23 protein-coding genes are annotated in these 21,427 nt (G+C 67.5%); 10 read left to right on the top strand and 13 right to left on the bottom strand.

The window, feature by feature from the left end:
- The first annotated feature begins 319 nt into the window (after positions 1-319).
- The 5 genes from sigE to NK1_RS14990 all read left to right on the top strand — a co-directional run bounded on the left by sigE (position 320) and on the right by NK1_RS14990 (position 4,421).
- Positions 320-958, top strand: coding sequence for an RNA polymerase sigma factor SigE (sigE, locus tag NK1_RS14970; RefSeq protein WP_063009201.1), 639 nt, complete (start codon positions 320-322; stop codon positions 956-958).
- Positions 959-1,023: 65 nt separating this feature from the next.
- Positions 1,024-1,413 (top strand): anti-sigma factor, encoded by a 390-nt coding sequence (locus tag NK1_RS14975; RefSeq protein ID WP_036504793.1) that lies wholly within the window; start codon positions 1,024-1,026, stop codon positions 1,411-1,413.
- Positions 1,398-2,972, top strand: coding sequence for a S1C family serine protease (locus tag NK1_RS14980; RefSeq protein WP_063009108.1), 1,575 nt, complete (start codon positions 1,398-1,400; stop codon positions 2,970-2,972). Before NK1_RS14975 ends, NK1_RS14980 begins: the two co-directional genes overlap by 16 nt.
- 9 nt (positions 2,973-2,981) lie before the next feature.
- Positions 2,982-3,446, top strand: a complete 465-nt coding sequence (tatB, locus tag NK1_RS14985) for a Sec-independent protein translocase protein TatB (RefSeq protein ID WP_036504795.1) — start codon at positions 2,982-2,984, stop codon at positions 3,444-3,446.
- Between the two features lie 138 nt (positions 3,447-3,584).
- Positions 3,585-4,421 (top strand): hypothetical protein, encoded by an 837-nt coding sequence (locus tag NK1_RS14990; RefSeq protein WP_063009109.1) that lies wholly within the window; start codon positions 3,585-3,587, stop codon positions 4,419-4,421.
- A 46-nt stretch (positions 4,422-4,467) separates the two neighbouring features.
- Here the strand turns inward: NK1_RS14990 and NK1_RS14995 are convergent, their stop codons facing one another.
- Genes NK1_RS14995 through dapE form a run of 6 tightly spaced genes read right to left on the bottom strand, consistent with a single transcriptional unit; the run spans position 4,468 to position 10,605 of the window.
- Positions 4,468-5,391 (bottom strand): glucosyl-3-phosphoglycerate synthase, encoded by a 924-nt coding sequence (locus tag NK1_RS14995; RefSeq protein ID WP_083871204.1) that lies wholly within the window; start codon positions 5,389-5,391, stop codon positions 4,468-4,470.
- Complete coding sequence (gene folP, locus NK1_RS35295) at positions 5,388-6,266, bottom strand: dihydropteroate synthase (protein ID WP_084460962.1); 879 nt, start codon at positions 6,264-6,266, stop codon at positions 5,388-5,390. The genes NK1_RS14995 and folP overlap by 4 nt, the downstream gene beginning before the upstream one ends.
- Positions 6,267-6,311: 45 nt before the next feature.
- Positions 6,312-8,081: a long-chain-acyl-CoA synthetase gene (locus tag NK1_RS15000; protein WP_063009204.1), complete on the bottom strand. Its 1,770-nt coding sequence runs from the start codon at positions 8,079-8,081 to the stop codon at positions 6,312-6,314.
- A 41-nt stretch (positions 8,082-8,122) separates the two neighbouring features.
- Entirely contained in the window at positions 8,123-8,686 is a 564-nt protein-coding gene (locus NK1_RS15005; RefSeq protein ID WP_157104275.1) for an LOG family protein, read from the bottom strand.
- Entirely contained in the window at positions 8,683-9,486 is an 804-nt protein-coding gene (locus NK1_RS15010) for an LOG family protein (RefSeq protein WP_063009112.1), read from the bottom strand. Before NK1_RS15010 ends, NK1_RS15005 begins: the two co-directional genes overlap by 4 nt.
- Positions 9,487-9,504: 18 nt before the next feature.
- Positions 9,505-10,605, bottom strand: a complete 1,101-nt coding sequence (gene dapE / locus NK1_RS15015; protein ID WP_063009113.1) for a succinyl-diaminopimelate desuccinylase — start codon at positions 10,603-10,605, stop codon at positions 9,505-9,507.
- A gap of 121 nt (positions 10,606-10,726) precedes the next feature.
- Here dapE and dapD point away from each other — a divergent pair, with 121 nt between their 5' ends.
- Positions 10,727-11,680, top strand: coding sequence for a 2,3,4,5-tetrahydropyridine-2,6-dicarboxylate N-succinyltransferase (dapD, locus tag NK1_RS15020; RefSeq protein ID WP_036504809.1), 954 nt, complete (start codon positions 10,727-10,729; stop codon positions 11,678-11,680).
- A gap of 60 nt (positions 11,681-11,740) precedes the next feature.
- Here the strand turns inward: dapD and NK1_RS15025 are convergent, their stop codons facing one another.
- Positions 11,741-12,112 carry a PPOX class F420-dependent oxidoreductase gene (locus NK1_RS15025; RefSeq protein ID WP_063009114.1) on the bottom strand — a complete coding sequence of 124 codons (372 nt, stop codon included), beginning with the start codon at positions 12,110-12,112 and terminating at the stop codon, positions 11,741-11,743.
- Between the two features lie 68 nt (positions 12,113-12,180).
- The gene (locus NK1_RS15030) at positions 12,181-13,605 is read right to left on the bottom strand and encodes an acyl-CoA synthetase (RefSeq protein ID WP_063009115.1); all 1,425 of its coding nucleotides are present in this window, start codon (positions 13,603-13,605) and stop codon (positions 12,181-12,183) included.
- A gap of 151 nt (positions 13,606-13,756) precedes the next feature.
- Between NK1_RS15030 and NK1_RS15035 the strand changes: the two genes are divergently transcribed.
- Positions 13,757-14,605 carry an oxygenase MpaB family protein gene (locus tag NK1_RS15035; RefSeq protein WP_063009116.1) on the top strand — a complete coding sequence of 283 codons (849 nt, stop codon included), beginning with the start codon at positions 13,757-13,759 and terminating at the stop codon, positions 14,603-14,605.
- A 194-nt stretch (positions 14,606-14,799) separates the two neighbouring features.
- Here NK1_RS15035 and NK1_RS15040 read toward each other — a convergent pair whose 3' ends face one another.
- Together NK1_RS15040 and NK1_RS15045 are read right to left on the bottom strand one after the other, a co-directional pair.
- Positions 14,800-15,018, bottom strand: a complete 219-nt coding sequence (locus NK1_RS15040) for a DUF397 domain-containing protein (RefSeq protein WP_063009117.1) — start codon at positions 15,016-15,018, stop codon at positions 14,800-14,802.
- Entirely contained in the window at positions 15,015-15,899 is an 885-nt protein-coding gene (locus tag NK1_RS15045) for a helix-turn-helix domain-containing protein (protein ID WP_063009118.1), read from the bottom strand. Before NK1_RS15045 ends, NK1_RS15040 begins: the two co-directional genes overlap by 4 nt.
- Positions 15,900-16,142: 243 nt before the next feature.
- On the opposite strand from NK1_RS15045, the gene NK1_RS34520 reads away from it, so the two are divergent.
- On the top strand, positions 16,143-16,484 hold the full coding sequence (locus NK1_RS34520; RefSeq protein WP_157104276.1) for a hypothetical protein: 342 nt from the start codon (positions 16,143-16,145) through the stop codon (positions 16,482-16,484).
- Between the two features lie 24 nt (positions 16,485-16,508).
- Here NK1_RS34520 and NK1_RS15055 read toward each other — a convergent pair whose 3' ends face one another.
- A complete protein-coding gene (locus tag NK1_RS15055) occupies positions 16,509-17,153 on the bottom strand; it encodes a TetR/AcrR family transcriptional regulator (protein WP_063009120.1) in 645 nt (214 codons plus the stop codon).
- A 166-nt stretch (positions 17,154-17,319) separates the two neighbouring features.
- On the opposite strand from NK1_RS15055, the gene NK1_RS15060 reads away from it, so the two are divergent.
- Positions 17,320-18,186, top strand: coding sequence for an oxygenase MpaB family protein (locus NK1_RS15060; RefSeq protein WP_063009121.1), 867 nt, complete (start codon positions 17,320-17,322; stop codon positions 18,184-18,186).
- A gap of 1 nt (position 18,187) precedes the next feature.
- On the opposite strand, the gene NK1_RS15065 is transcribed toward NK1_RS15060, so the two are convergent.
- Positions 18,188-19,156: a proline dehydrogenase family protein gene (locus NK1_RS15065; protein ID WP_063009122.1), complete on the bottom strand. Its 969-nt coding sequence runs from the start codon at positions 19,154-19,156 to the stop codon at positions 18,188-18,190.
- A 37-nt stretch (positions 19,157-19,193) separates the two neighbouring features.
- Positions 19,194-20,831 (bottom strand): L-glutamate gamma-semialdehyde dehydrogenase, encoded by a 1,638-nt coding sequence (gene pruA / locus NK1_RS15070; protein ID WP_063009123.1) that lies wholly within the window; start codon positions 20,829-20,831, stop codon positions 19,194-19,196.
- A 127-nt stretch (positions 20,832-20,958) separates the two neighbouring features.
- Between pruA and NK1_RS15075 the strand changes: the two genes are divergently transcribed.
- Entirely contained in the window at positions 20,959-21,420 is a 462-nt protein-coding gene (locus tag NK1_RS15075; protein ID WP_063009124.1) for an acetyltransferase, read from the top strand.
- The last annotated feature ends 7 nt before the right edge of the window (positions 21,421-21,427 follow it).

The following is a 21,427-nucleotide window of genomic DNA, read 5'->3' on the forward strand; positions in this document are numbered from 1 at the left end:
TCAGCCTCCCCATACCACCGGCACATCGGGAACCGCCAGAGTAATGACCAAGCAAGGGCCGGCCGACCGTCGGACGGCGCCCGGGAACACCGGACTCAGGTTCGGGGTTGTACCCGGTACGCGACGACCACCAGTCGTCGTGCGCCTACCACGGTCCCGAGTAGGAGGTCACCCCATCCACAAGGTCGATGCGGCGCGCGAGTACGCCACCCTGCCCGAGTCGAGTCTGCCGATCGGCGTCTCGGCCGACTACGAGCTGCCCGGTGCGGCTCGTAGCGATGTCCGTACCGAAGTCGAGGTCCGTCCCGGGGCCGACGTCCTGAACGGCGCCGACTTCGACGATACCGAAGCCGTCGCGGGCGATGCCGCGGACGACGATGCGCTGAGCGGTACCGCCGCCTTCGACGCCACCGGCGACCGCACCATGATGCCGTCCTGGGACGACCTGGTCCGCGAGCACGCCGACCGGGTGTACCGGCTGGCCTACCGCCTGACCGGTGACCCGCAGGACGCCGAGGACCTCACCCAGGAGACTTTCATCCGGGTCTTCCGCTCGTTGCAGAACTACCAGCCCGGCACGTTCGAGGGCTGGCTGCACCGGATCACCACGAATCTGTTCCTGGACATGGTTCGCCGGCGCAACCGTATCCGGATGGAGGCGCTGCCCGAGGACTACGACCGGGTGCCGTCCGAGGGTCCCGGACCCGAGCAGGTCTATCACGATGCCCGGCTGGATCCGGACCTGCAGCGGGCGCTCGACGCGCTGGCGCCGGAATTCCGCGCGGCCGTCGTGCTCTGCGATATCGAGGGTCTGTCCTACGAGGAGATCGGCGCTACCCTCGGGGTGAAGCTGGGTACCGTGCGCAGCCGTATCCACCGCGGCCGTCAGGCGTTGCGGGAATACCTTGCGCATAATGGTTCTCAGCAGCGGTTCGCCGCTGAGGAGAAAGTCGGGTAGACAGCGGTGCAGCGCCGCGGCCGTGCCCGGCGAAGCTGGAGTCCGTCGGAAGGGTGTGCATCCGTATGACCGGCGAGGGTCGATTCGCCCCCACCGAACACCTGGCCAATGAGGCCGTCGTCGCGTATGTCGACGGCGAGCTGAGAATGAACGCCTATCTGCGCGCGGCCGAACATCTGTCCCGCTGCCCCGAATGCGCCGCCGAGGTCGAGGCGCAGCAGCAGGCCCGGGTGGCATTGCGCCGCGCGGCACAGATGCAGATTTCCGCGCCGACGGATCTGCAGGACACGCTGAGCCGAATTCCGTTGGCCGACCTCACCGGTAGCAGCACCGACGATATGTCGCGTGGCGCGAGTTTCCTCGGCCTGCGGGCGGATTCGTTCCGTTTCGCTTCCTCCTCGAATCGAGAAATGGGATTCGAGAGCAGGCGGTGGACGGGATGGTGGCGCAAGTAGAGTTTGCGAACGTGACCACCGAATCGACGCCGTCCGCTTCATCGGATTCGGCGGCCAGGGGGAACCTGAGGCCGTCGGACGCGCCCGTGCTGGGGCCGCGCCCGGTGTACCGCCCGGATATCGATAAACACACCGCCCGCGCTTTCCGCCGCCCCGAGGGGCAGGCCGGATCTTTCGCCTCACATACCCAGGCCGCGCCCGCGCCGCGCCACGACGCTCCCGAATTGGTCAATCGCCCGCCGGACGCGGTGCTCGCCGAGGCCTTCGGACGGCCGGCGGGTTCCGACGAGCTCCTCCAGCGCGATCCCGAGGCCGGGGCCGACACACCCGATCCGAGCGCACCGGTCGATCCGTGGCGCGATCCCGCGGCCGCGGCCCGGCTCGGCGATCCCGCCATCCACACCCCTGCCCCGCAGCCGCTGCCGCCGGGCGTCAAACTCGGCGCCCGCGAGGTGCTGTTCGGCGGCAAGGTCGCGCCCAAGGCATTGGCGATCCTGGGTGTGGCCGCATTGATCATCGGCGTGCTCGGCGGCCTCGTCGGCCGATTCACCGCCGAGAACACCGGAGCGCTGACCTCGCGCAAGATCGCGCTGCAGCAGGAGAGCAACACCGACAAACCGCACAGCCAGGTCGCCAAGGTGGCCGACGCGGTGCTGCCCTCGGTCGTCTCGATCCGCGAGACCGTCGGCGACAACGGCGCCCTCGGTTCCGGCGTGGTCATCGACGGCAACGGCTACATCGTCACCAACAATCACGTCATCTCGATGGCCGCGCAGGACAAATCCGGGCGCGCCAAGATCCAGGCCACCTTCTCCGACGGCACCAGGGCCCCGGCCCAGCTGGTCGGCCGCGACCCCAAGACCGACCTCGCGGTGCTGAAGGTCGACGTCAAGAACCTCACCGTCGCCCGGCTCGGGAAGTCGAGCGATGTGCAGGTCGGTGACGACGTGCTGGCCATCGGCTCGCCGCTGGGCCTGAGCAAGACCGTCACCTCCGGCATCGTCAGCGCGTTGCACCGCGCGATCCAGGAGAGCCCCGAGGCCGGCGACGACACCGCGGGCGCCTTCGACGCCGTGCAGACCGACGCCGCGATCAACCACGGCAACTCCGGCGGCGCCCTGGTCGACGGCGAGGGCCGGTTGATCGGCATCAACACCGCCATCCGCAGCGAGAGCGGCGGATCGGTCGGCCTCGGCTTCGCGATCCCGGTGGATCTGGTGCAGCGGGTATCGCAGACCCTGATCCGCGACGGTGTGATGTATCACCCGTGGCTCGGTGTCAGCGCGAAGACCAAGCAGGTCGAGAACGACGTCATGAGCGGCGCCGCGGTGGCCGATGTGGTCGGCAACAGCCCGGCCGCCAAGGCGGGTATCGCCGAGGGCGATGTGATCGTCAAGGTGGGCGATCGGCAGGTCACCGAACCGGCCGAACTCACCGTCGCCGTGCAGTCCCATCAGATCGGGGAGACGGTGAATTTCCAATTGATCCGCGACGGCCGCCAGGTCGATGTGCCGGTGACGCTGGAATCCGATAAGAACGCCCCGCAAGCACCCCAGTAGCCTGGTCTTATGTTCAATATCGGCTGGCCCGAGATGGTGATCCTGGTGGTCGCCGCGCTGGTGATTCTCGGCCCGGAACGGCTTCCGGGGGCGATTCGCTGGACCGCGCAGAGTCTGCGTCAGGTCCGCGACTACGCCTCCGGTGCCACCAGCCAGCTGCGCAACGATCTCGGACCCGAGCTCGACGAACTGCGCAAACCCCTGGAAGAGCTCAACGAACTGCGCAAACCACTCGAAGGTCTGCGCGGGATGACGCCGCGGTCGATGGTCACCAAACATCTCTTCGACGGTGACGATTCGCTGTTCACCGGCACCTTCGGGGGTGCGAATCCGGGTAACGGCTCGTCCGGCAATTCCGCGACTTCACAGACCGGTACGCCGAATTCTGTGACCCCACCCAATTATTCGGTCCCCGAACCGCCGAAACCGCTCGACCGCAACGAGAAACCGCCGATCGATTTCGACGCCACCTGATCGAAAAGCACTGATAGTCCCCTTACGAACCGCCCGGTCCGGCTCAAATGCCCGGTGTGCTCGATTGATTCGCCGCATGCGGAGGATTCGTCAACCGGACTAGACACATCCGGCTGTCGAGCTATCTAGACTTCGCACATGTCAGCCGACGAGGTGGCACGGGTGTTCGCGATCGAAGACAAGGTCGAACGTCTCAAGGCTGCCACCGAAGGGGTCGCGGCGGCCCAGCAGACCATCAACGAGCTCACCCGCATCCGCCGAGCGGTGATCAGAGAGCTGCATGCCGAGGGCTGGACCTTCGCCAGGATCGGTGCGGCAGCGGGACTTTCACGCGCCCGGATTCACCAGGTCAGTACCCAGGGCCCAGTGCCGGAAGGGTTGTTCTTCGGGCACGGACCACTCACCGTGCTGACGCCCGATCTGCGCGCGGTCACCCGCGCCACGCCGCTGATCGGCGCGCCGGATGCCGCCGCCCCGCACCGGCTGGCGGAACTGTTGCGGCAGCTCGGATTCACCGTCTCGGTCGAACGGTTCCTCCCCGGGCGCCCGGTGGATCTCGACCGTGAGGGCCTGATCGTGCTCGGCGGGCCCGAATTGTCGCCCAGTCTGCGCTATCTGGTCTCGGCCGACCCGAGGCTGCGCCGGACCCTCGCGCGGGCCGGGCGAGTGCGCCGCGCGATCGAGGACCGGGCCGCCCGGCGGATCTACCGGCCGGGCGGCACCGAACCCTTCGACATCGCCTATCTGGCGCGCCTGCCCCGCCCGGACGGGCGCGGGACCATTCTCGTCATCGACGGACTCCATCCGCCCGGATCACTCGGCGCGATACGGCTTCTCGGCACCCGGCTGGCGACCCTGCACGAGCGCGCCGACACCCGGGCCTTCTCGGCGGTGATCGGCGTCCGCTACGACCGCCACACCGGCGAACCGATCGAGGTGGATCTGTTGACCCCGATCTACCGCCACGAACGGTGAATTCGGCGGCGGCTCCGCGAGTTGTCCCCTGTGCCGCGACGGGGATTCAGGCGGCGACCTCGGTGGGACGCAGGGTGTTCATCGGCGGCCGATCCGCCAGGTGCACATCCGTACTCAGCGCGGTGAATTCCTCACCGATGAGCGGGAATTGCGTCAACGCCGCGCCGGAGTCGCGAATTCCGCTGCGCCCCAGCACGGTTCCGAGAATCTGCCGGCTCATGACACCCAGGTCCGACAGCGGGCGATTACGATGAGTGCGCACGCCCAGATTCACCTGGCCGATCGCCGACAGGCCGAGCATGTCGAAAGTGTCCAGCAGCAGGCCGATCTCCACACCGTAGCCCGGCGCGAACGGCACCGCGGTCAGCAATTCCCGCGTCCCCGCGTACTCACCGCCCAAGGGCTGCAACACCTTCGACAGATCCGGTCGCAGCGCCGCGAGCAGCGGCCGCGCCACCAGTTCGGTCACCCGGCCGCCACCGTGCTGCTCCACCGCCGCACCCTGACGCAGCGGCCGTCGGTAGTAGGCCTTCACCAGATGCATACCGTCCACGGTCAGCAGCGGACCCAGCAGTTTCGGCACGAACATCGGATCGGGATCGATCAGATCCGAATCGACGAAGGCCACCAGATCGCCGGAGGTCGCGGCCAGCGAGCGCCACAGCACCTCCCCCTTACCGGGAACCGGCTCCAGTTCGGGCACGGCCTGCTCACGCGTGACCACCTGCGCCCCGGCCGCGCGGGCCCGCTCGGCCGTCGCGTCCACGGAGCCGGAATCCAGCACCACCAATTCGTCGACCAGCGTGCCGAGCAGCGGCCGGATACTGGCCACCACATCGGCGACCGTGCGTTCCTCGTTCAATGCCGGCAGCACCACCGAGACGGTGCGCCCATCCTTCGCGTCGACCAATTCGTCGATCGCCCACTGTGGTCGATCCCACGTATGCGTGGCAGTCCAATCGAACGTCATACCAGACCTCGCAAGGTTCGTGCGGGGGGCCGGATGCCCTGAATCGCCGCGATCATGTCCACTACTCGCCGGGTTGCGGCGACCTCGTGGACTCGGAAGACCCGGGCGCCGGCCGCGGCCGCCCACGCGGTTGCCGCCAATGTCCCCTCCAATCGCTCGGAAAGCCCGACACCAAGAGTCTCTCCGATGAAATCCTTATTGCTCAGCGCCATCAAGACAGGCCATCCGGTATTTACAAGAATGTCCACGGCCCGCAACAGTTCGAGCCCGTGATAGGTGTTTTTCCCGAAATCGTGGGTCGGATCGATGAGGATCGCATCCGCGGCGACCCCCGCCGCGCGCGCCGCCTCGGCAGCCCGGACCAGTGTATCGGTGACCTCGGACACCACATCGGCGTACCGGACCCGGTGCGGCCGGGTGCGCGGTTGAGCGCCGCCGGTGTGGCTGCACACGATCCCCACACCCAGTTCTGCGGCCACGCCCGCGAGCTGCGGGTCGGCACCGGCCCAGGTGTCGTTGATCAGATCCGCGCCCTCGGTCACCGCCGCTCGCGCGACCTCGCTGCGCCAGGTATCCACACTGATCAACAGGCCGGGATAGCGGGCCCTGATGGCCGCCACGAACGGCACCACCCGTCGTGCTTCCTCCGTGGCGTCGACCTCGTCCCCCGGACCGGCCTTCACCCCGCCGATGTCGACCAGATCCGCCCCCTCGGACACGGCGCGGGCCACCGCGGCCATCGCGGCGTCGTCGGAGAAGGTGGCACCCCGGTCGTAGAAGGAATCGGGGGTTCGGTTGACGATCGCCATCACCAGCGCCCGATCCGTCGCCACCGGCTTACCGCACAGGGTGGACAGCGGTGACGCAGAACTCATGGAGGTGAGTCTAATTGCCGGGCCCTCGGCGCCCTCCGACACGACCTAGCCCCGGGGCGCGGTACCGGCCGCCACCTCGTCCGGGTAGCTCGCGTAGAACGGCACGTATCCCTGGTCGCGGCCCTTCAGCACATAGACCGCGGTCGAGTCGTCGGAGGCGTAGCCCTGTTTGCGCAGATCCACCTTGCGACTCTTGAAGGTCGAGGTGGTCTCCAGTTCGGGCACCACGCGGACGAACAGCGGCACCGCGTAGCCGGGCAGGCGGTCGTAGAGCCGGGCGGCCAGCGCGGAGCCGTCGAAGGCGGCATCGGCGTCGAGGGTTACCGCGGCCATCCCCGCCTTACCGTCGGCTCCGGGCACGTCCACGCCGTACACCACCGCCTCGGTGATACCGGGCGCGCCGTCGAAGGCGCCCTCGACCTCGGTGGTCGCGACGTTCTCCCCCTTCCAGCGGAAGGTGTCGCCGAGGCGGTCGACGAACGCGATGTGGCGCCAATGCTGGTCGCGCACAAGATCTCCGGTGTCGAACCAGCAGTCGCCGTCGTCGAATGCGTTGCGCACCAACTTCGATTCGGTCGCGGATTTGTCGGTGTAGCCGTCGAAGGGGGAACGGTCGGTGACCTTCGCCAGCAGCAGACCCACCCCGCCGGAGGCGACCTTGCGCAGTCGCCCGTCGGGGTATCGCCGCGCCTTACCGGTCTCCTCGTCGAATTCCACCACCGCGTAGGGCAACGGTCCGAATCCGGCGGTGCGATCCACGCCGAAGGCGTTGATGAAGGCGATATTCCCCTCACTCGCGCCGTAGAACTCCACCACCCGGCCGATGCCGAAGCGCCGCCGGAATTCGTCCCACAGCTCCGGGCGCAGGCCGTTGCCGACCGCCAGCCGCACCGAATGTTCGTGTTCGCGAGGCGATTCCGGCTGATTCAGCAGATAGCGGCACAGCTCGCCGATGTAGATGAACGCCGTCGACCTGGTCGCGACGACCTCGTTCCAGAAATTCGACACCGAGAATTTGCGGCCCAGTGCCAGCGTCGCCCGCGAGCCGAGCACCGCGCCGAGCGCGACCGTCAACGCGTTGTTGTGATACAGCGGCAGACAGCAGTACATGGTGTCGCCGCCGCGCAGGCGGATGCCCAGACCACCCAGCCCGGCCATACTCTTCGTCCAGCGCAGATGGGTCATCACGCTGGCCTTGGGCAGCCCGGTCGTGCCGGAGGTGAAGATCAGGAAGGCGCGCTCCCGGGCGCGGACGTCCGCGCACACCGCCGGATCCGCCGGATCGGCAGCGCGGGCCAGCTCCTGCAATTCCTGCGTATACAGCAGATTCGGCGGCGGCTCGGGCAGTGAGCGCAGTGCCTCCTCGCATTCCTCGCCGATCACGTTGACCGTGCTGTTCAGCAGTCCGAAGCTGTGAGCGAGTACCTGTTCGCGCTGATTGTGATTGAGCAGCCCGACCGTCGCGCCGAGCTTCACCGTCGCCAGCACCACGAACAGCGTCTCGGGGCGATTGGTCATCAGCACGCCCACCACATCGCCGCGGCGCACACCGCGCTGCGCCAGCACCTCGGCGAAGCAGTTCACCTCGGTATTGGCCTCGCCGTAGGTGTATTCACGGCCCTCGAAGCGCAGGAACGGCCGATTCGGATACCGCCGTGCCGCCTTCTGGAAGTACAGCCCCACCGAGGATTTGTCGTCCGCGCGCACCAGCATGCCGGTGGCGCCGCGCAGCATGCCCGGCGTCTCCATCGCCATGGCGGGCAGCCTGCGTGCCAGATCCCAGAGACTGATCGTGTTTCGGGCCTCGGCGGTCACATTCTCCTCCAACGATTTCCGGTCGGGCGGTGTCGATGCGCTCAGGCGGTGTCGATGCGCGGCGCGGTCAGGGCTCGGAATGCGGATGCCACATCCGCGGTCACGGTAATCCGATCCAGTGCGGGGCGCCCGATGAACCCGGCCGCGCTCAGCTCGTCCAGCCATGCGAACAGCCCGCGGTAGTGGCCGTTCGGGTCGAGCACCACCAGCGGTTTGCCGTGCAGTCCCAGATATCCGCCGGTCCACGCCTCGAAGAATTCTTCCAGCGTGCCGATTCCGCCCGGCAGGGTCAGGAAGGCGTCGGCGCGATCCTCCATGATCTGTTTGCGTTCGCGCATGGTGTCGGTGACGATCAGCTCGTCGCTGTCCACATCGGCGACTTCCTGATGCACCAGCCGTTTCGGGATCACGCCCGTGGTGCGGGCGCCGCCGGCGCGCGCGGCCACCGCCACCGCCCCCATCATCGACACATGTCCGCCGCCGGACACCAGTTGCCAACCGCGCCGGGCGATTTCACTGCCCACCTCGGCGGCCAGGCGCAGCGCGTCCGGATCCGCGGCGCTGGCCGAACAGTAGACACACACCGCGAACGGCTGCCCGCTCACCACTGATCCTCCGTCCCGGTGGATTCCTCGCCGCGACGCGCGGCGGCCTGCAGCACGATGTCGACCAGTTCCTCCACGCTGTCGGTGACGTGCAGCAGTTCCAGATCACCGGGCGAGATCTTGCCCGAGCCGCTCGGCGAATCGCGCAGCCAGTCGACCAGCCCCGCCCAGTACCGGCTGCCGAACAGGATGACCGGGAAGCGGGTGATCTTGTGGGTCTGGACCAGGGTGAGCGCCTCGAACAGCTCGTCCAGGGTGCCGAAGCCGCCGGGCAGGCAGATGAACGCCTGGGAGTACTTGACGAACATCGTCTTGCGGGCGAAGAAGTAGCGGAAGTTGATGCCGAGGTCGACCCACTCGTTGAGTCCCTGTTCCATCGGAAGTTCGATGCCGAGGCCCACGGAGTAGCCGCCCGCCTCACAGGCGCCGCGGTTGGCCGCCTCCATCACTCCGGGACCGCCGCCGGTGATCACCGCGAAACCGGCCTCGGCCAGGGCGGCGCCGATGGCCCGCGCCGCCTCGTATTCGGGCGTGTCCACCGGCGTGCGCGCGGAGCCGAAAACCGCGACGGCCCTGGGGATTTCGGCGAGCGCGCCGAATCCCTCCACGAATTCGCTCTGAATCCGGAGCACCCGCCAGGGGTCTGTGTGGACCCAGTCGGTGGATCCGCGGCCGTCGAGCAGGTGCTGATCGGTGGTTCCGGTGCCCTGTTTGCGCGCCCGGCGCAACATGATCGGGCCGCGGAACTTGGGAGTGGACTTCGGTGATCTGGTCGGTGCGGGCTCGGACGCGGTGGACATGGGACCGAACCTACCGGTTCAGCCCTGGTGACCGGTCAGGTAGTTGCGCAGGATCTCGGTGACGACGGTGATCTGGCGGGTGGGTACGCGCTCGTCCACCTTGTGCGCCAGATTGGGGTCGCCGGGCCCGAAATTGACCGCCGGAACACCGCGGGCGGCGAATCGCGACACATCGGTCCAGCCGTATTTCGCGCGCACCCCGCCGCCGCCGTGCGAATGAACGCGCTCCACCAGGTTCTTCGCGGCCGGGGCCGACAGGCCCGGTAGCGCGCCGGGCGCACCGTCGGTCCGCTCGAAGCTCACATCCAGCCCGTCGAAGACCTCGCGCACATGCTCGGTCGCCTGGTCGAGGGTGCGATCGGGTGCGAACCGGAAGTTCACCAGTACCTCGGCCTCGTCGGGCACCACGTTGCCGGCCACGCCGCCCTCGACCTTCACCGCGGAAAGCCCCTCGCGATACACGCATCCGTCGATGTCCACCTCGCGCGGCACATAGTCGCGCAGCCGCTGCAGGACGGGCGCGAGCTTGTGAATGGCGTTGTCGCCCAGCCATGCTCGCGCGGTGTGGGCGCGGGTGCCGCCGAGACCGAGGCGGACCCGCAGCGTGCCCTGACAGCCCGCCTCGATCCACGCGCCCGACGGTTCGCCGAGGATGGCCAGATCGCCGTCCAGCCATTCGGGCAGTTCGCGTTCGATGCGGCCGAGACCGTTGTATTCGGCGGCGATCTCCTCGCAGTCGTAGAAGATCAGGGTCAGATCGCAGACCGGATCGGCCACGGTGGCGGCCAGATGCAGGAACACCGCGTCGCCGGACTTCATGTCGACGCTGCCGCAGCCGAACAGCACTTCCTCACCGTCGATCGTCTCGAACCGGCCCGGTACGTTGTCGGCGATCGGCACGGTGTCCAGGTGACCGGCCATGATCACCCGGTGCGGCAGCCCGCGATTCGTGCGCGCCAGCACGGTGTTGCCGTGCCGCAGCACCTCGAAACCCTCGGTCTGCTCGCGCAGCGCCCAGGCGACGGTGTCGGTGATCGCCGCCTCGTCGCGGGAGACACTGGGGATGTCGACGAGGGTCGCGGTGATCGAGATCGGGTCGGCGCGCAGATCGATGGTCACCGGACCAGCCTAAGTGTTCGCCCGTCCCACGACCGGGCCGAGCGGCTCGCCGGGGCGGACGGGCCGGGCGGCAACAGGTAGCCCACCACCTCGCGATCTGCACCCAGTAGGCTGAAGTGCCGTGAGCACACAGGGAGCATCCGCAGTCGGCTTGGCGACGGTGACCGCGAACGGGACGGTCCTCGACACCTGGTACCCGTATCCGGAACTGGGCACGTTCGAGACGTCGGAGACCACGCGGCTGAGCCCGGCCGACGCCGAGTACGCACGCTTCGCCGATCTGGTCGGCCCCGACGAGGCCCGCCGGGTCGAGGTCGTCGCGGTGCGCACCACGATCGCGGACCTGTCGGCGCCGCCGATCGACACCCACGACGAATATCTGCGCCTGCACCTGCTCTCCCACCGCCTGGTCCGGCCGCACGGACTCAGCTTGGAGGGGCAGTTCGGGCTGCTGGCCAACGTGGTGTGGACCAATCACGGCCCGTGTGCGGTCGAGGACTTCGAGCTGGTGCGCGCGAAGTTGCGCGCCCGCGGTCCGGTCACCGTCTACGGCGTCGACAAATTCCCCCGCATGGTCGATTACGTGCTGCCCGCCGGCGTCCGCATCGCCGACGCGGATCGGGTGCGGCTGGGCGCACATCTGGCCGAGGGCACCACGGTCATGCACGAGGGTTTCGTGAACTTCAACGCCGGCACCCTCGGCGCCTCCATGGTCGAGGGCCGCATCTCGGCCGGTGTGGTGGTCGGCGACGGTTCCGATGTCGGCGGCGGCGCGTCCATCATGGGCACTCTGTCCGGTGGCGGTAAGCAGGTCATCTCGATCGGCGAGCGCTGCCTGCTCGGCGCCAACGCCGGCCTGGGCATCTCGCTGGGTGACGATTGCGTCGTCGAGGCCGGCCTCTACGTCACCGCCGGCACCAAGGTCGCCCTCCCGGACGGCCGCACCATCAAGGCCGCCGAACTCTCCGGCCAGTCGAACCTGCTGTTCCGCCGCAACTCGCTGACCGGCAGCGTCGAGGTGGTCGCCCGCAAGGGCACCGGCATCGAACTCAACGCCGCCCTGCACGCGAACTGACAACGCACGAAACGCCCCTTCCGTCTCGGAACGGAAGGGGCGTTTTCATGTCGTGCGGACCTAGTCGATTCCGAAGGCCAGCACGCGCTGCGGGGTGATGCGGATCAACTCGCGCGAGCCGCCGTCGAGGTAGGTGTCCACATCTCGCAAAGCCTGTGCCACGCCGCGGATTTCGAGGCAGCGCACCTGCCACGGGTTCACCGAGGCGATATCGTCGACGACGAAGGCGACCCGCTCCTCCTTGACGAGGTTGCGGAACTTCTGCGAGGCGCCCATGTTGTGGCCCGCGATATCGATGGTGCCGAGGGCTTCGTTGTAGCGGAAACCCACCGGATTGTTCTGCGGCGATCCGTCCGGGCGGATGGTGGCCAGCCGACCCAGGCGTTGGCCCGCCAGATACTCGATCTGGGCTGCAGACAGCGTTGCGATCATGCGCCGACCTTAGAACCTCGAGTGTGGTACAGGTCAACCCGGCACGTTCCCGGCACCGGATCGATACGTCAGCGCAGCAGCTTCTTCTGCACCTTGCCCATCGCGTTGCGCGGCAATTCGGTCACCATCAGCACCTCACGCGGGCGTTTGTGCGCCGAAAGCTGCTGGGCGACGAAGTCGACGAGTTCGCGCTCGGAGATCGCGGTGTCGGGTCGCGGCACGACGTAGGCCCGGATGCGCTGCCCCAGATCCGCATCCTCGATCCCGACCACGGCGACCTCGGCCACACTCGGGTGCCCGAGCAGGCAGGTTTCGACCTCCCCGGCCCCGACGCGATACCCACCGGATTTGATCAGATCCACCGATTCGCGCCCGACGATGCGATGGAATCCCTCGGCGTCGATCGCGGCCACATCGCCGGTGACGAACCAGCCGTCCTCGGTCCAGCTCTCGGCGGTGGCCTCCGGCCGGCCGAGATAGCCGTCGAACAGCATGGGCCCGCGCACCTGCAGTCCGCCGATACTCTCGCCGTCGTGCGGAACCGGCGCCCCCGCCTCGTCGCGCAACCGGGTCTGCACGCCCGCCACCGGCAGGCCGACCCAGCCCGGCCGGCGTTCGCCGTCGGCCCGGGTGGACAGGGTGATCATGGTTTCGCTCATACCGTAGCGTTCCACCGGCGCCTGCCCGGTCAGCTCGCGCAGCCGTTCGAAGACCGGAACCGGCAGCGGCGCACTACCGGAGACCAGGAGCCGGGCGTTCGCCAATTCCTTTGCGGCATCGGAATCTTCGGCGATACGCGACCAGACCGTCGGCACGCCGAAGTACATGGTGCCACCTGCCGCGGCATAGGCGGCCGGAGTCGGTTTACCGGTGTGCACGAGCGGGCTGCCGATCCGCAGCGGCCCCAGCACACCGAGGATCAAACCGTGCACATGGAACAGCGGAAGCCCGTGTACCAGAACATCTTTCGAGGTCCACGACCACGCCTCGAACAGGGCGTCGAGACCGGACGCGATGGCGCCGCGACTGAGCACGACCCCCTTGGGCGCCCCCGTGGTCCCCGAGGTGTAGAGGATGAAAGCCGTTGTGTTCGCGGCAGGTTCGGGATGGCTGTGCCACGAACGGGCGTGTTTGCGCACCGGGATCACCGGCAGCGTGGGATTTTCCGGCGCCGCACCGAGCCAGGCCCGCGCCCCGGAATCGGCGAGGATGTGGTCCAGTTCGGCCGATCCGGCGTCCGGCGGCACCGGCACGGCGGCGACACCGGCGATCAGGCAGCCGAGGATGCCCAGCACGGTGGTGGCGGTCGGGCGGGCGAGAATCGCGACGCGCCCGGCCCCGGCGATCCGTTCGGCCACCGAGGTCGCGGCGCCGACCAGATCGCTGCGCGAGAGCGTCTCACCGTCGATGGTGACCGCGTCGGGAATGTCGTATCCGGCGGCCACGGCGGCCGGATTCAGCGAGGGCAACAGCGGCAGCGAACCGTAGGACATCGCGCCAACCTATCAATCCGGCGCCACCGGCACTCCTCCCTGTCGACGGGCCGATTGCGAATTCGTCTCGTCGTCGTGCGGCCGTTGACAGCGCAGTGAGGTGGTGAGACTGTCGAGGTGCAGCCTTCTCACGCGGAGATGGGGGTCGACGATGACCACGTCCATTCGCACGTCGCCCGGGCAACCGGTCGCCGAATACGATGTCGCCGCCCACCTGGACGGCTCGGCCGCCTTCTTCGGCGCCGCGGCCAATGTCATCATGCAGCTCTCGCTCCCACCCGTCGGCTACGGCGTGGTGGAGAGCACCGTCGACAGCGGCAAGGTGATGCTCCATCCGGTCAAACGCACCCGCACCACGCTGACCTACCTCGCCGTGGCCATGCTGGGCAGCGACGACGAGCGCGCCGCCTATCGCGCGGCGGTGAACTGGCAGCATCGCCAGGTTCGCTCCACCGCGCAGAGCCCGGTCAAGTACAACGCCTTCGATCCGAAGCTGCAGCTGTGGGTGGCGGCCTGCCTGTACTGGGGTTCACGCGACCTCTACGAGCGCATGCACGGCCCGATGCCCGAGGACGATGCCGAGGCCTTCTACCGCCACGCCGCCCGGTTCGGGACCACCCTGCAGATGCCGCAGGCGATGTGGCCGGCCGACCGCGCCGCCTTCGACGCCTACTGGAACCGGCAACTCGCCGAGGTCCACATCGATCCGACGATCCGCGCGTACTTCGACGACCTGGTGGACCTGAAGATGTTCCCGCCGCCGATTCGCCTGGCGTTCGGACGATTCCACCGCTGGGTGGTCGCCGGGTTGCTGCCGCCGAACCTCCGCGCGCAGATGGAGATGCCGTGGACCGAATCCGACGACCGCCGCCTAGCGCGGCTGCTACACGCGGTCGGTGCGGTGGAAGACCGAGTTCCCAAGCAGCTCAAGATGTTTCCGGTCAACGCCTACATGCTCGACATGAGGGTCCGACGGCGTTTGGGACTGCGGCTGGTATGAGGCCACACGGAATACCTCGATCCCCGAGGTGTGGCCGACGACCTTCCCGATCCGTCGATCAACGGAACTCTGATCACGGACACCGCGCTGAGAGCGCGGCGCCTCGAGAATCGTGGCCAACCAGCCAACCTGTGGCAAGAATTTCGAGATGTGGCCACGACTCCCGAGCCCCTGCAGTCGGCGACCTGTGATCGCTATGCCTGGTCGAACTCGCCGTCCTTCGCGCCGACGATGAACGCCCGCCACTCACCGGGGGTGAAGACGAGCGCCGGCCTGGTGCGGTCCTTGCTGTCCCGCACGCCTACAAGGCCACCATCCAGGAACGCTACCTCCACGCACTCCTTTCCACCCGAAGTGCGACTGCTGGTGAACCACTGGGCATCCGACAGGTCGACGTCGTACTTACCACTCACGTTGCGAACTCCCTTGCTGTCCGGCGAAGCAGGTCCCTGCTCGCCTGCTCATCCAGGGTGGCCCGCTGGATGCCCTGATACGCCTCAGTGTAGTGACGCACGTCGGCCGGTTTCTCGAGATACAAGTCGCCCGTTGGATGTTCGAGATAGACGATCGGCGGCTCGAGCAGATTGCCCTTGCCGTCGTTGCCGAACTCGAGAATGATGAACTGGCTGTATATCTGACCGAGTGGAATGCCCACCGAGAACGGCAGTATTCGCAGCGAAACATTCGGCATCGTGCTGACGTCGGCCAACCGCTTCATCTGGGCCGCAAACACGCGTCGTCCGCCAACGGCGCGACGAAGAGCCGCTTCCCCCAGCACAATCCGAAGTTCCGCGGGGCCACGGCGCCGGGTGATGAGCGACTGCCTGCGCATTCGCATGTGCACCCGCTGCGCGACCTCCTCCGGCGTGGCGTCGGGAAAGACCTCACGCGTCAACACCGCTGCGTAATCCGGAGTCTGAAGCAAACCCATCACCGCATCCGGCGAGTAGACCACCAACCGCTCCGCCGCCGCCTCGAGCCCCATGTACACATCGAAGTCCTGCGGGATCACGTCGTCGTACTCGTGCCACCAATTCTGCGCATTCGCTTGCTGCGCAAGGCCTTCCAGCGCTGCCGTCATGGTCTCGTCCGCGCCGAGGACTGCGCAGATTTCGCGAATGTCCGCAGTCCGGAGTTTGGCCGGGAAGCGGCCGTGTTCGTAGCGCTGGACCGTGCTCGCGCTGATCTCGGCCTTCTGCGCAACCTCGTGCAGCGTCATCCCGGTCTGTGATCGCAGGTCGCGAAGGTATCGGCCGAGTTGCCGCCTGGGTACCGTACTGCCGGATTCTGACATGTCGACTATCTCCTTCTCGGGTTCGAGGAGCTTCGGTCCGGACCGGACTCGTCCCGGGTTCTTGGGAATCGTGCAGGCGATACGCCCAAGTACCCCCGGGGAATTCATCTCCGCCGGGCCCCACAGCTCGATCGTGATCTCCTGTGCGCGCTCACCCGGCAGCCCCCTGGGTGCGGTCCGGCCCTATGAACCGGTACGCGGCGTGGCACCGCCGCGGAGATCTGAGAGGTCACGAAGACAGCGATGGAACGGCAGATCAATGCGTCGAGCGAATGCTATAGCACCGAGATACTCGGCACCCGATACCTCAGTCTAGCACTCGCACAACAGCTTTCACCGACAAATCATCCCGAAGCCCTTGCGGCAGAACCGATATCACCACGGCCCGACGAGCCGGACCTCATGGTGTCGATCCACCTCACCGCAAACAGTCCACACCCGCTCACTTTCGTGGCCTGCGAATCGGCCGCCCGCCGGTTCGCCGATCACTGGCGCAGATACGGGCGCTGCGGCAACGTCGAATTCGCACCACCCGACGGGCGCTGCGGTCGGCTTCCGTGCGAGCGCCTGTGGCTGTTGCCGTGACGGCCTTCTACGGGATCGGCGACGTCAGGGAATCCGGAAACCGGGGACCACGTGGTCGCGGGCGAACTGCCGGCAGGCGGCCTCGTCGTCCACCGGGATCAGCGTCTGCGGAGTCAGCGCGAGTGAGAGCGCGTTGCGGGCGACCAGTTCGGCCAGCGGCATCGGATCGTACTGCGGCAGTTTGCCTTCCGTCTGCAGGCGGGTGATGAATTCGGCGACGTAGTCGCGCCCCAACTCGATCACCGGCGCGCCCTGCACGGTGAGATAGGGCAGTACGACCTCCGGTTCGGTGGTCAGCAGCCGGTCCAGCAGTTTGTTGCCACGCAACCCGTCCAGGAAGGCGACGAACAGTTCGACGATCTGATCCTCGGCGCTGGCGTCGCGATCGATCTGACGCTGCACCGCGGCGTCGACCTGTTCCACGAACTGGCGCGCCTGCCACAGCCCGACGGCCTGAATCAGATCGGATTTACCGGCGAAGCGCCGATACAGCGTCGCCAGCGACAGCCGCCCGCGCCGCGCGACCTCGACCATGCTGGTGCGTTTGATGCCGAAATCCAGGAAGGCCAGCAGCGCCGCGTCGAGTACCGTGGTCTGATTGCGGTCCTCCGGACCCGCGCCGCGCACCAGCGGCAGGAGCCGAGTCGACAGTTTGGTCGATCCGGTCATGGTCGTTCCTCTCCTTCGCCCGGGTCGCGGACACGGTGACGCTCTCATCATCCCATATGGTCAGCGGCCCTGATTGACATGATGCCACACCGATGAGAAGGTTTATACGAAAGCTTCTCATATTCTCTCGCCGATCCGGCGGGGAGGAACAGGAGACGAGTCGACGATGACCGCCCCCCTGCGCGCGACCGACTACGAGCCCGAGATTCCGGGCGACGAACTCACCCCGGAGACGGTGCGCGAACACATCGACGGCGTGGCCGCCTTCCTCGGCGGCGCCGCGAACGTGATCATGCAGCTCAGCCACCCGCCGGTCGGCTACGGCGTGCTGGAGAGCACGGTCGACAGCGGCAAGGTGACGCTGCACCCGCTCAAGCGCCTGCGCACCACGCTGACCTATCTGGCCGTGGCGTGGCTGGGCAACGACGAGGACGTGCAGAGCTACCGGGAGGCGGTCAACGCCTCGCACCGCCCGGTGCATTCCGGGCCGAACAGCCCGGTCAAGTACAACGCGTTCGACCCCAAGTTGCAGCTGTGGGTGGCGGCCTGCCTGTACTGGGGCGTCGACGATCTGTACCAGCGCATGCGCGGACCGATGGATCCCGAACTCGCCGAACGTTTCTACCGCTACAGCGTCCGGCTCGGCACCGGTCTGCAGATGCGTCCGGAGATGTGGCCGGCCGACCGGGACGCGTTCTACGCGTTCTGGGAGGAGAACCTGGCGACCAAGACCATCGACGAGCCGGTGCGTCGCTACTTCAACGATCTGATCGATCTGAAGATGCAACCGCGCCTGATTCAGTTGCTGGCCGGGCGTTTTCACCGATTCACCGTGACCGCCCTGCTTCCGCAGCACCTGCGCGACGAGATGGGGATGCGCTGGACCGCACGCGACGAACGCCGGTTCCGGTTCATCCTGCGCTCGATCTCGGCGGTGTGGACCCGGATGCCCACGGTGATCCGGGTCTTCCCGTTCAACTTCTATCTCGCGGATATGCGGCTACGCCGGCGCTTCGGCAGGCCGCTGGTCTGATTCAGCGCTCGGCGAGGGCGCGGAGGAAGAAGCCGAGGTTGGCCGGGCGTTCGGCCAACCGCCGCATCAGGTAGCCGTACCACTGGTTGCCATAGGGCACGTAGACCCGCACGGCGTGACCGGCCTCGGCGAGGCGCTGTTGTTCGATCGAGCGAATGCCGTAGAGCATCTGGAACTCGAAATCGCCCGGCGCGCGCCCGTTCCGAGCGGCCATGTCGTGCGCGGCGGCGATCATGACCGGGTCGTGGGTGGCGACCATCGGATATCCCGAGCCGGCCATGAGCAGTTCCAGGCAGCGCAGATACGACTCGTCCACATCGGCGGTGCGCTGGTAGGCGACATACTCCGGTTCGCGATACGCGCCCTTGCACAACCGGATTCGCGCGCCCTCGGCCGCGGCGATGCGGCAGCGATCCTCGGCACGGCGCAGATAGGTCTGGGTGGCCACCGCCAGCCAGGGATAGTCGGCACGCACCAAGTGCACGGTCGACTCGGTGGTTTCGGTGGTGGTGTGATCCTCCGCGTCGACGGTGATCCACACCCCCGCCTGCTGCGCCCGCTCGCACAGCGTGTGCAGATTCGCGGTGGCGATCTCGGGGCCGTCGAGCCCCAGCGACTGACCCAGCGCGGAGAGTTTCACCGAAACCTCCACCGGTGCAACGGATTGCACCGACCATGATCGATTCCATCGAGCCAGGAGATTCCATCGGGCCAGGTCGTCGATCAATGCCAGATACTCGGCGACCGCGTCGTCGGCCATCGACCGCTCGGTCGTGTACTCACCGAGAAAGTCGACGCTCACCATCCGGCCGCTGTCCAGCAGTGCGGTGACGATCGGAGCGAGGTCGGTGCGCGTCTCACCGGCCACGAATCGATGCACGACCTCGGCGGTGACCGGAAAACCGGTGATCGCCCGCTTCATTCGCACCGAACCCGCGGCGGCGAGGATGGCGGGACGCAGCGGGTTCATCGTCGCGCCCCGCCGGATGTGGCCACCGGTTCGCCGTTCATTCCGACTCCATGTGCGGATACCGGTAATCGGTCGGTGGCACGAAGGTTTCCTTCAGGGTGCGGGGCGCGACCCAGCGCAGCAGATTCAGATACGACCCGGCCTTGTCGTCGGTGCCGGATGCGCGCGCACCGCCGAAGGGCTGCTGACCGACCACCGCGCCGGTCGGCTTGTCGTTGATGTAGAAATTGCCCGCGGTGAAGCGCAGCGTGCCGGCGGCCCGGTCGATCGCGGCTCGATCGCGGGCGAAGACCGCACCGGTGAGCGCATAGGGCGCCGCCGAATCCACTTCCGCGAGTATCGAATCGAAGGCCTCGGGGTGATCGTCGTCGTAGACGTACACCGCCAGGATCGGGCCGAAGTATTCGGTGGTGAACGCCTCGTCGCGCGGGGTGTCGGCGAGGAGCACGGTGGGCTGGACGAAGAAGCCTTCGCTGTCGTCGTAGCTGCCGCCCGCCGGAATGCCCAGACCTGCCGCGCGGGCCCGCTCGATCGCGGCGACATTCTTGTCGTAGGCGCGCCGATCGATCACGGCCCCACCGAAATTCGTCAGATCGGCCACGTCGCCGTAGCTCAGTTCGTCGACCTCGGTGAGGAAATCGTCGCCCATCTCCCGCCACAGCGAGCGCGGAATATAGGCGCGGGAGGCGGCCGAACATTTCTGTCCCTGATATTCGTAGGCGCCGCGAATCAGCGCGGTACGCAGGGCATCCGGATCGGCCGAGCGGTGCGCGAGCACGAAATCCTTCCCGCCCGTTTCCCCCACCAGCCGCGGATATCCGTGGTAGCGACCGATATTCGAGCTCACCCGCTGCCACAGGTGCCGGAAGGTGCGGGTCGAGCCGGTGAAGTGGATACCGGCCAGGCGCGGATCGGTCAGCGCGGCCTCCGACAGTTCGATGCCGTCACCGGTGACCAGATTGATCACACCCGGCGGCAGCCCCGCCTCCTCGAGCACCAGCATCGTGTAATAGGCGGCCAGTGTCTGGGTGGGTGAGGGCTTCCACACCACGGTATTGCCCATCAGCGCCGGCGCGGTCGGCAGATTCCCGGCGATCGCGCTGAAGTTGAACGGGGTGATCGCGTAGACGAAACCCTCGAGCGGTCGGTAGTCCATCCGATTCCACACGCCCGCAGACGATTCCGGCTGCTGTGCGAGGATGTGGCTCGCGAAGGCGACGTTGAACCGCCAGAAGTCGACCAGCTCGCAGGGCGCGTCGATTTCGGCCTGATACGCCGATTTCGACTGGCCCAGCATGGTCGCCGCGGCCACCGTCTCCCGCCACGGCCCGGCCAGCAGATCGGCCGCCCGCAGCAGCACCGCGGCGCGCTCGGTGAACGGCAGCGCCCGCCACTGCGGCGCCGCGGCCGTCGCGGCCTCTATCGCCGCCCGGCCTTCCTCCTGAGTCACATCGGCGTAGGTGCCCAGCGCGTGCGCGTGCCGATGCGGCATCACGATCTCGGAGCGGGGCCCGGTCCCCGGCCGATGCTTACCGCCGATCACCAGTGGCACATCGACCGTTTGCCCGGAGATTTCGGCAAGTTTGCCAATGAGTAGTTCTCGTTCCCGGCTCCCCGGCGCATACGAGTGAACCGGCTCGTTCGCCGGAGTCGGGACAACCGTGACAGCGTCCATAACGCCAGGCTAGTCCGGTCATGCGCCGATGCAGCGGTAAACCGGCGAGTACGACGCGCGTCGCGTCGCCGGTGCTGCCGAACTGTTGCCGAAGCGGCGCGACCACCGAGTTTCGTATCATCCGAGGGTGAACGAGATATCTGCCGTCCAGTTACGTCCTTCGGTAGGCGCCGCAGAATACCCGCGGCTCGTGGCGGTCTGGCGCAGTGCGGTCCAGGCCACACACGACTTTCTCGCCGCCGAGCACGCGGCCGACATCGAAAGCCGGCTCGCGGCCGACTACTTTCCCGCGGTCGAGTTGACCGTGGCCGTCGCCGAGGGGACGGTTACCGGATTCTCCGGTACCGCGGACGGACAACTGGAAATGCTGTTCATCGATGCCGGCCATCGCGGTCGCGGGATCGGCTCGGCGCTGTTGCGGGCGGCGCTCGCGCGCTACCCCGCACTCACCGTGGACGTGAACGAGCAGAATCCGCAAGCGCTGGGCTTCTACCGCCACCACGGATTCGTCGTCACCGGCAGATCCGAGACCGATGGCGACGGACGCCCGTACCCCCTCCTGCATCTGGGGTACGCGCCCGCTCGGTGACGAACAG

The organism is Nocardia kruczakiae NBRC 101016, assembly GCF_001612965.1.
GTDB lineage: Bacteria > Actinomycetota > Actinomycetes > Mycobacteriales > Mycobacteriaceae > Nocardia > Nocardia kruczakiae.

Coding starts and splice junctions, on each gene's coding strand:
- NK1_RS14995 (WP_083871204.1), bottom strand. CDS start 5,391: ATGACGTTCGATTGGACTGCCACGCATACGTGGGATCGACCACAGTGG.
- NK1_RS15055 (WP_063009120.1), bottom strand. CDS start 17,153: ATGACCGGATCGACCAAACTGTCGACTCGGCTCCTGCCGCTGGTGCGC.
- NK1_RS15025 (WP_063009114.1), bottom strand. CDS start 12,112: ATGATCGCAACGCTGTCTGCAGCCCAGATCGAGTATCTGGCGGGCCAA.
- NK1_RS14990 (WP_063009109.1), top strand. CDS start 3,585: ATGTCAGCCGACGAGGTGGCACGGGTGTTCGCGATCGAAGACAAGGTC.
- NK1_RS14980 (WP_063009108.1), top strand. CDS start 1,398: ATGGTGGCGCAAGTAGAGTTTGCGAACGTGACCACCGAATCGACGCCG.
- NK1_RS15030 (WP_063009115.1), bottom strand. CDS start 13,605: ATGTCCTACGGTTCGCTGCCGCTGTTGCCCTCGCTGAATCCGGCCGCC.
- folP (WP_084460962.1), bottom strand. CDS start 6,266: ATGAGTTCTGCGTCACCGCTGTCCACCCTGTGCGGTAAGCCGGTGGCG.
- NK1_RS15035 (WP_063009116.1), top strand. CDS start 13,757: ATGACCACGTCCATTCGCACGTCGCCCGGGCAACCGGTCGCCGAATAC.
- pruA (WP_063009123.1), bottom strand. CDS start 20,831: ATGGACGCTGTCACGGTTGTCCCGACTCCGGCGAACGAGCCGGTTCAC.
- NK1_RS15010 (WP_063009112.1), bottom strand. CDS start 9,486: ATGTCCACCGCGTCCGAGCCCGCACCGACCAGATCACCGAAGTCCACT.
- NK1_RS15065 (WP_063009122.1), bottom strand. CDS start 19,156: ATGAACCCGCTGCGTCCCGCCATCCTCGCCGCCGCGGGTTCGGTGCGA.
- NK1_RS15060 (WP_063009121.1), top strand. CDS start 17,320: ATGACCGCCCCCCTGCGCGCGACCGACTACGAGCCCGAGATTCCGGGC.
- NK1_RS15045 (WP_063009118.1), bottom strand. CDS start 15,899: ATGTCAGAATCCGGCAGTACGGTACCCAGGCGGCAACTCGGCCGATAC.
- tatB (WP_036504795.1), top strand. CDS start 2,982: ATGTTCAATATCGGCTGGCCCGAGATGGTGATCCTGGTGGTCGCCGCG.
- NK1_RS34520 (WP_157104276.1), top strand. CDS start 16,143: ATGGAACGGCAGATCAATGCGTCGAGCGAATGCTATAGCACCGAGATA.
- NK1_RS14975 (WP_036504793.1), top strand. CDS start 1,024: ATGACCGGCGAGGGTCGATTCGCCCCCACCGAACACCTGGCCAATGAG.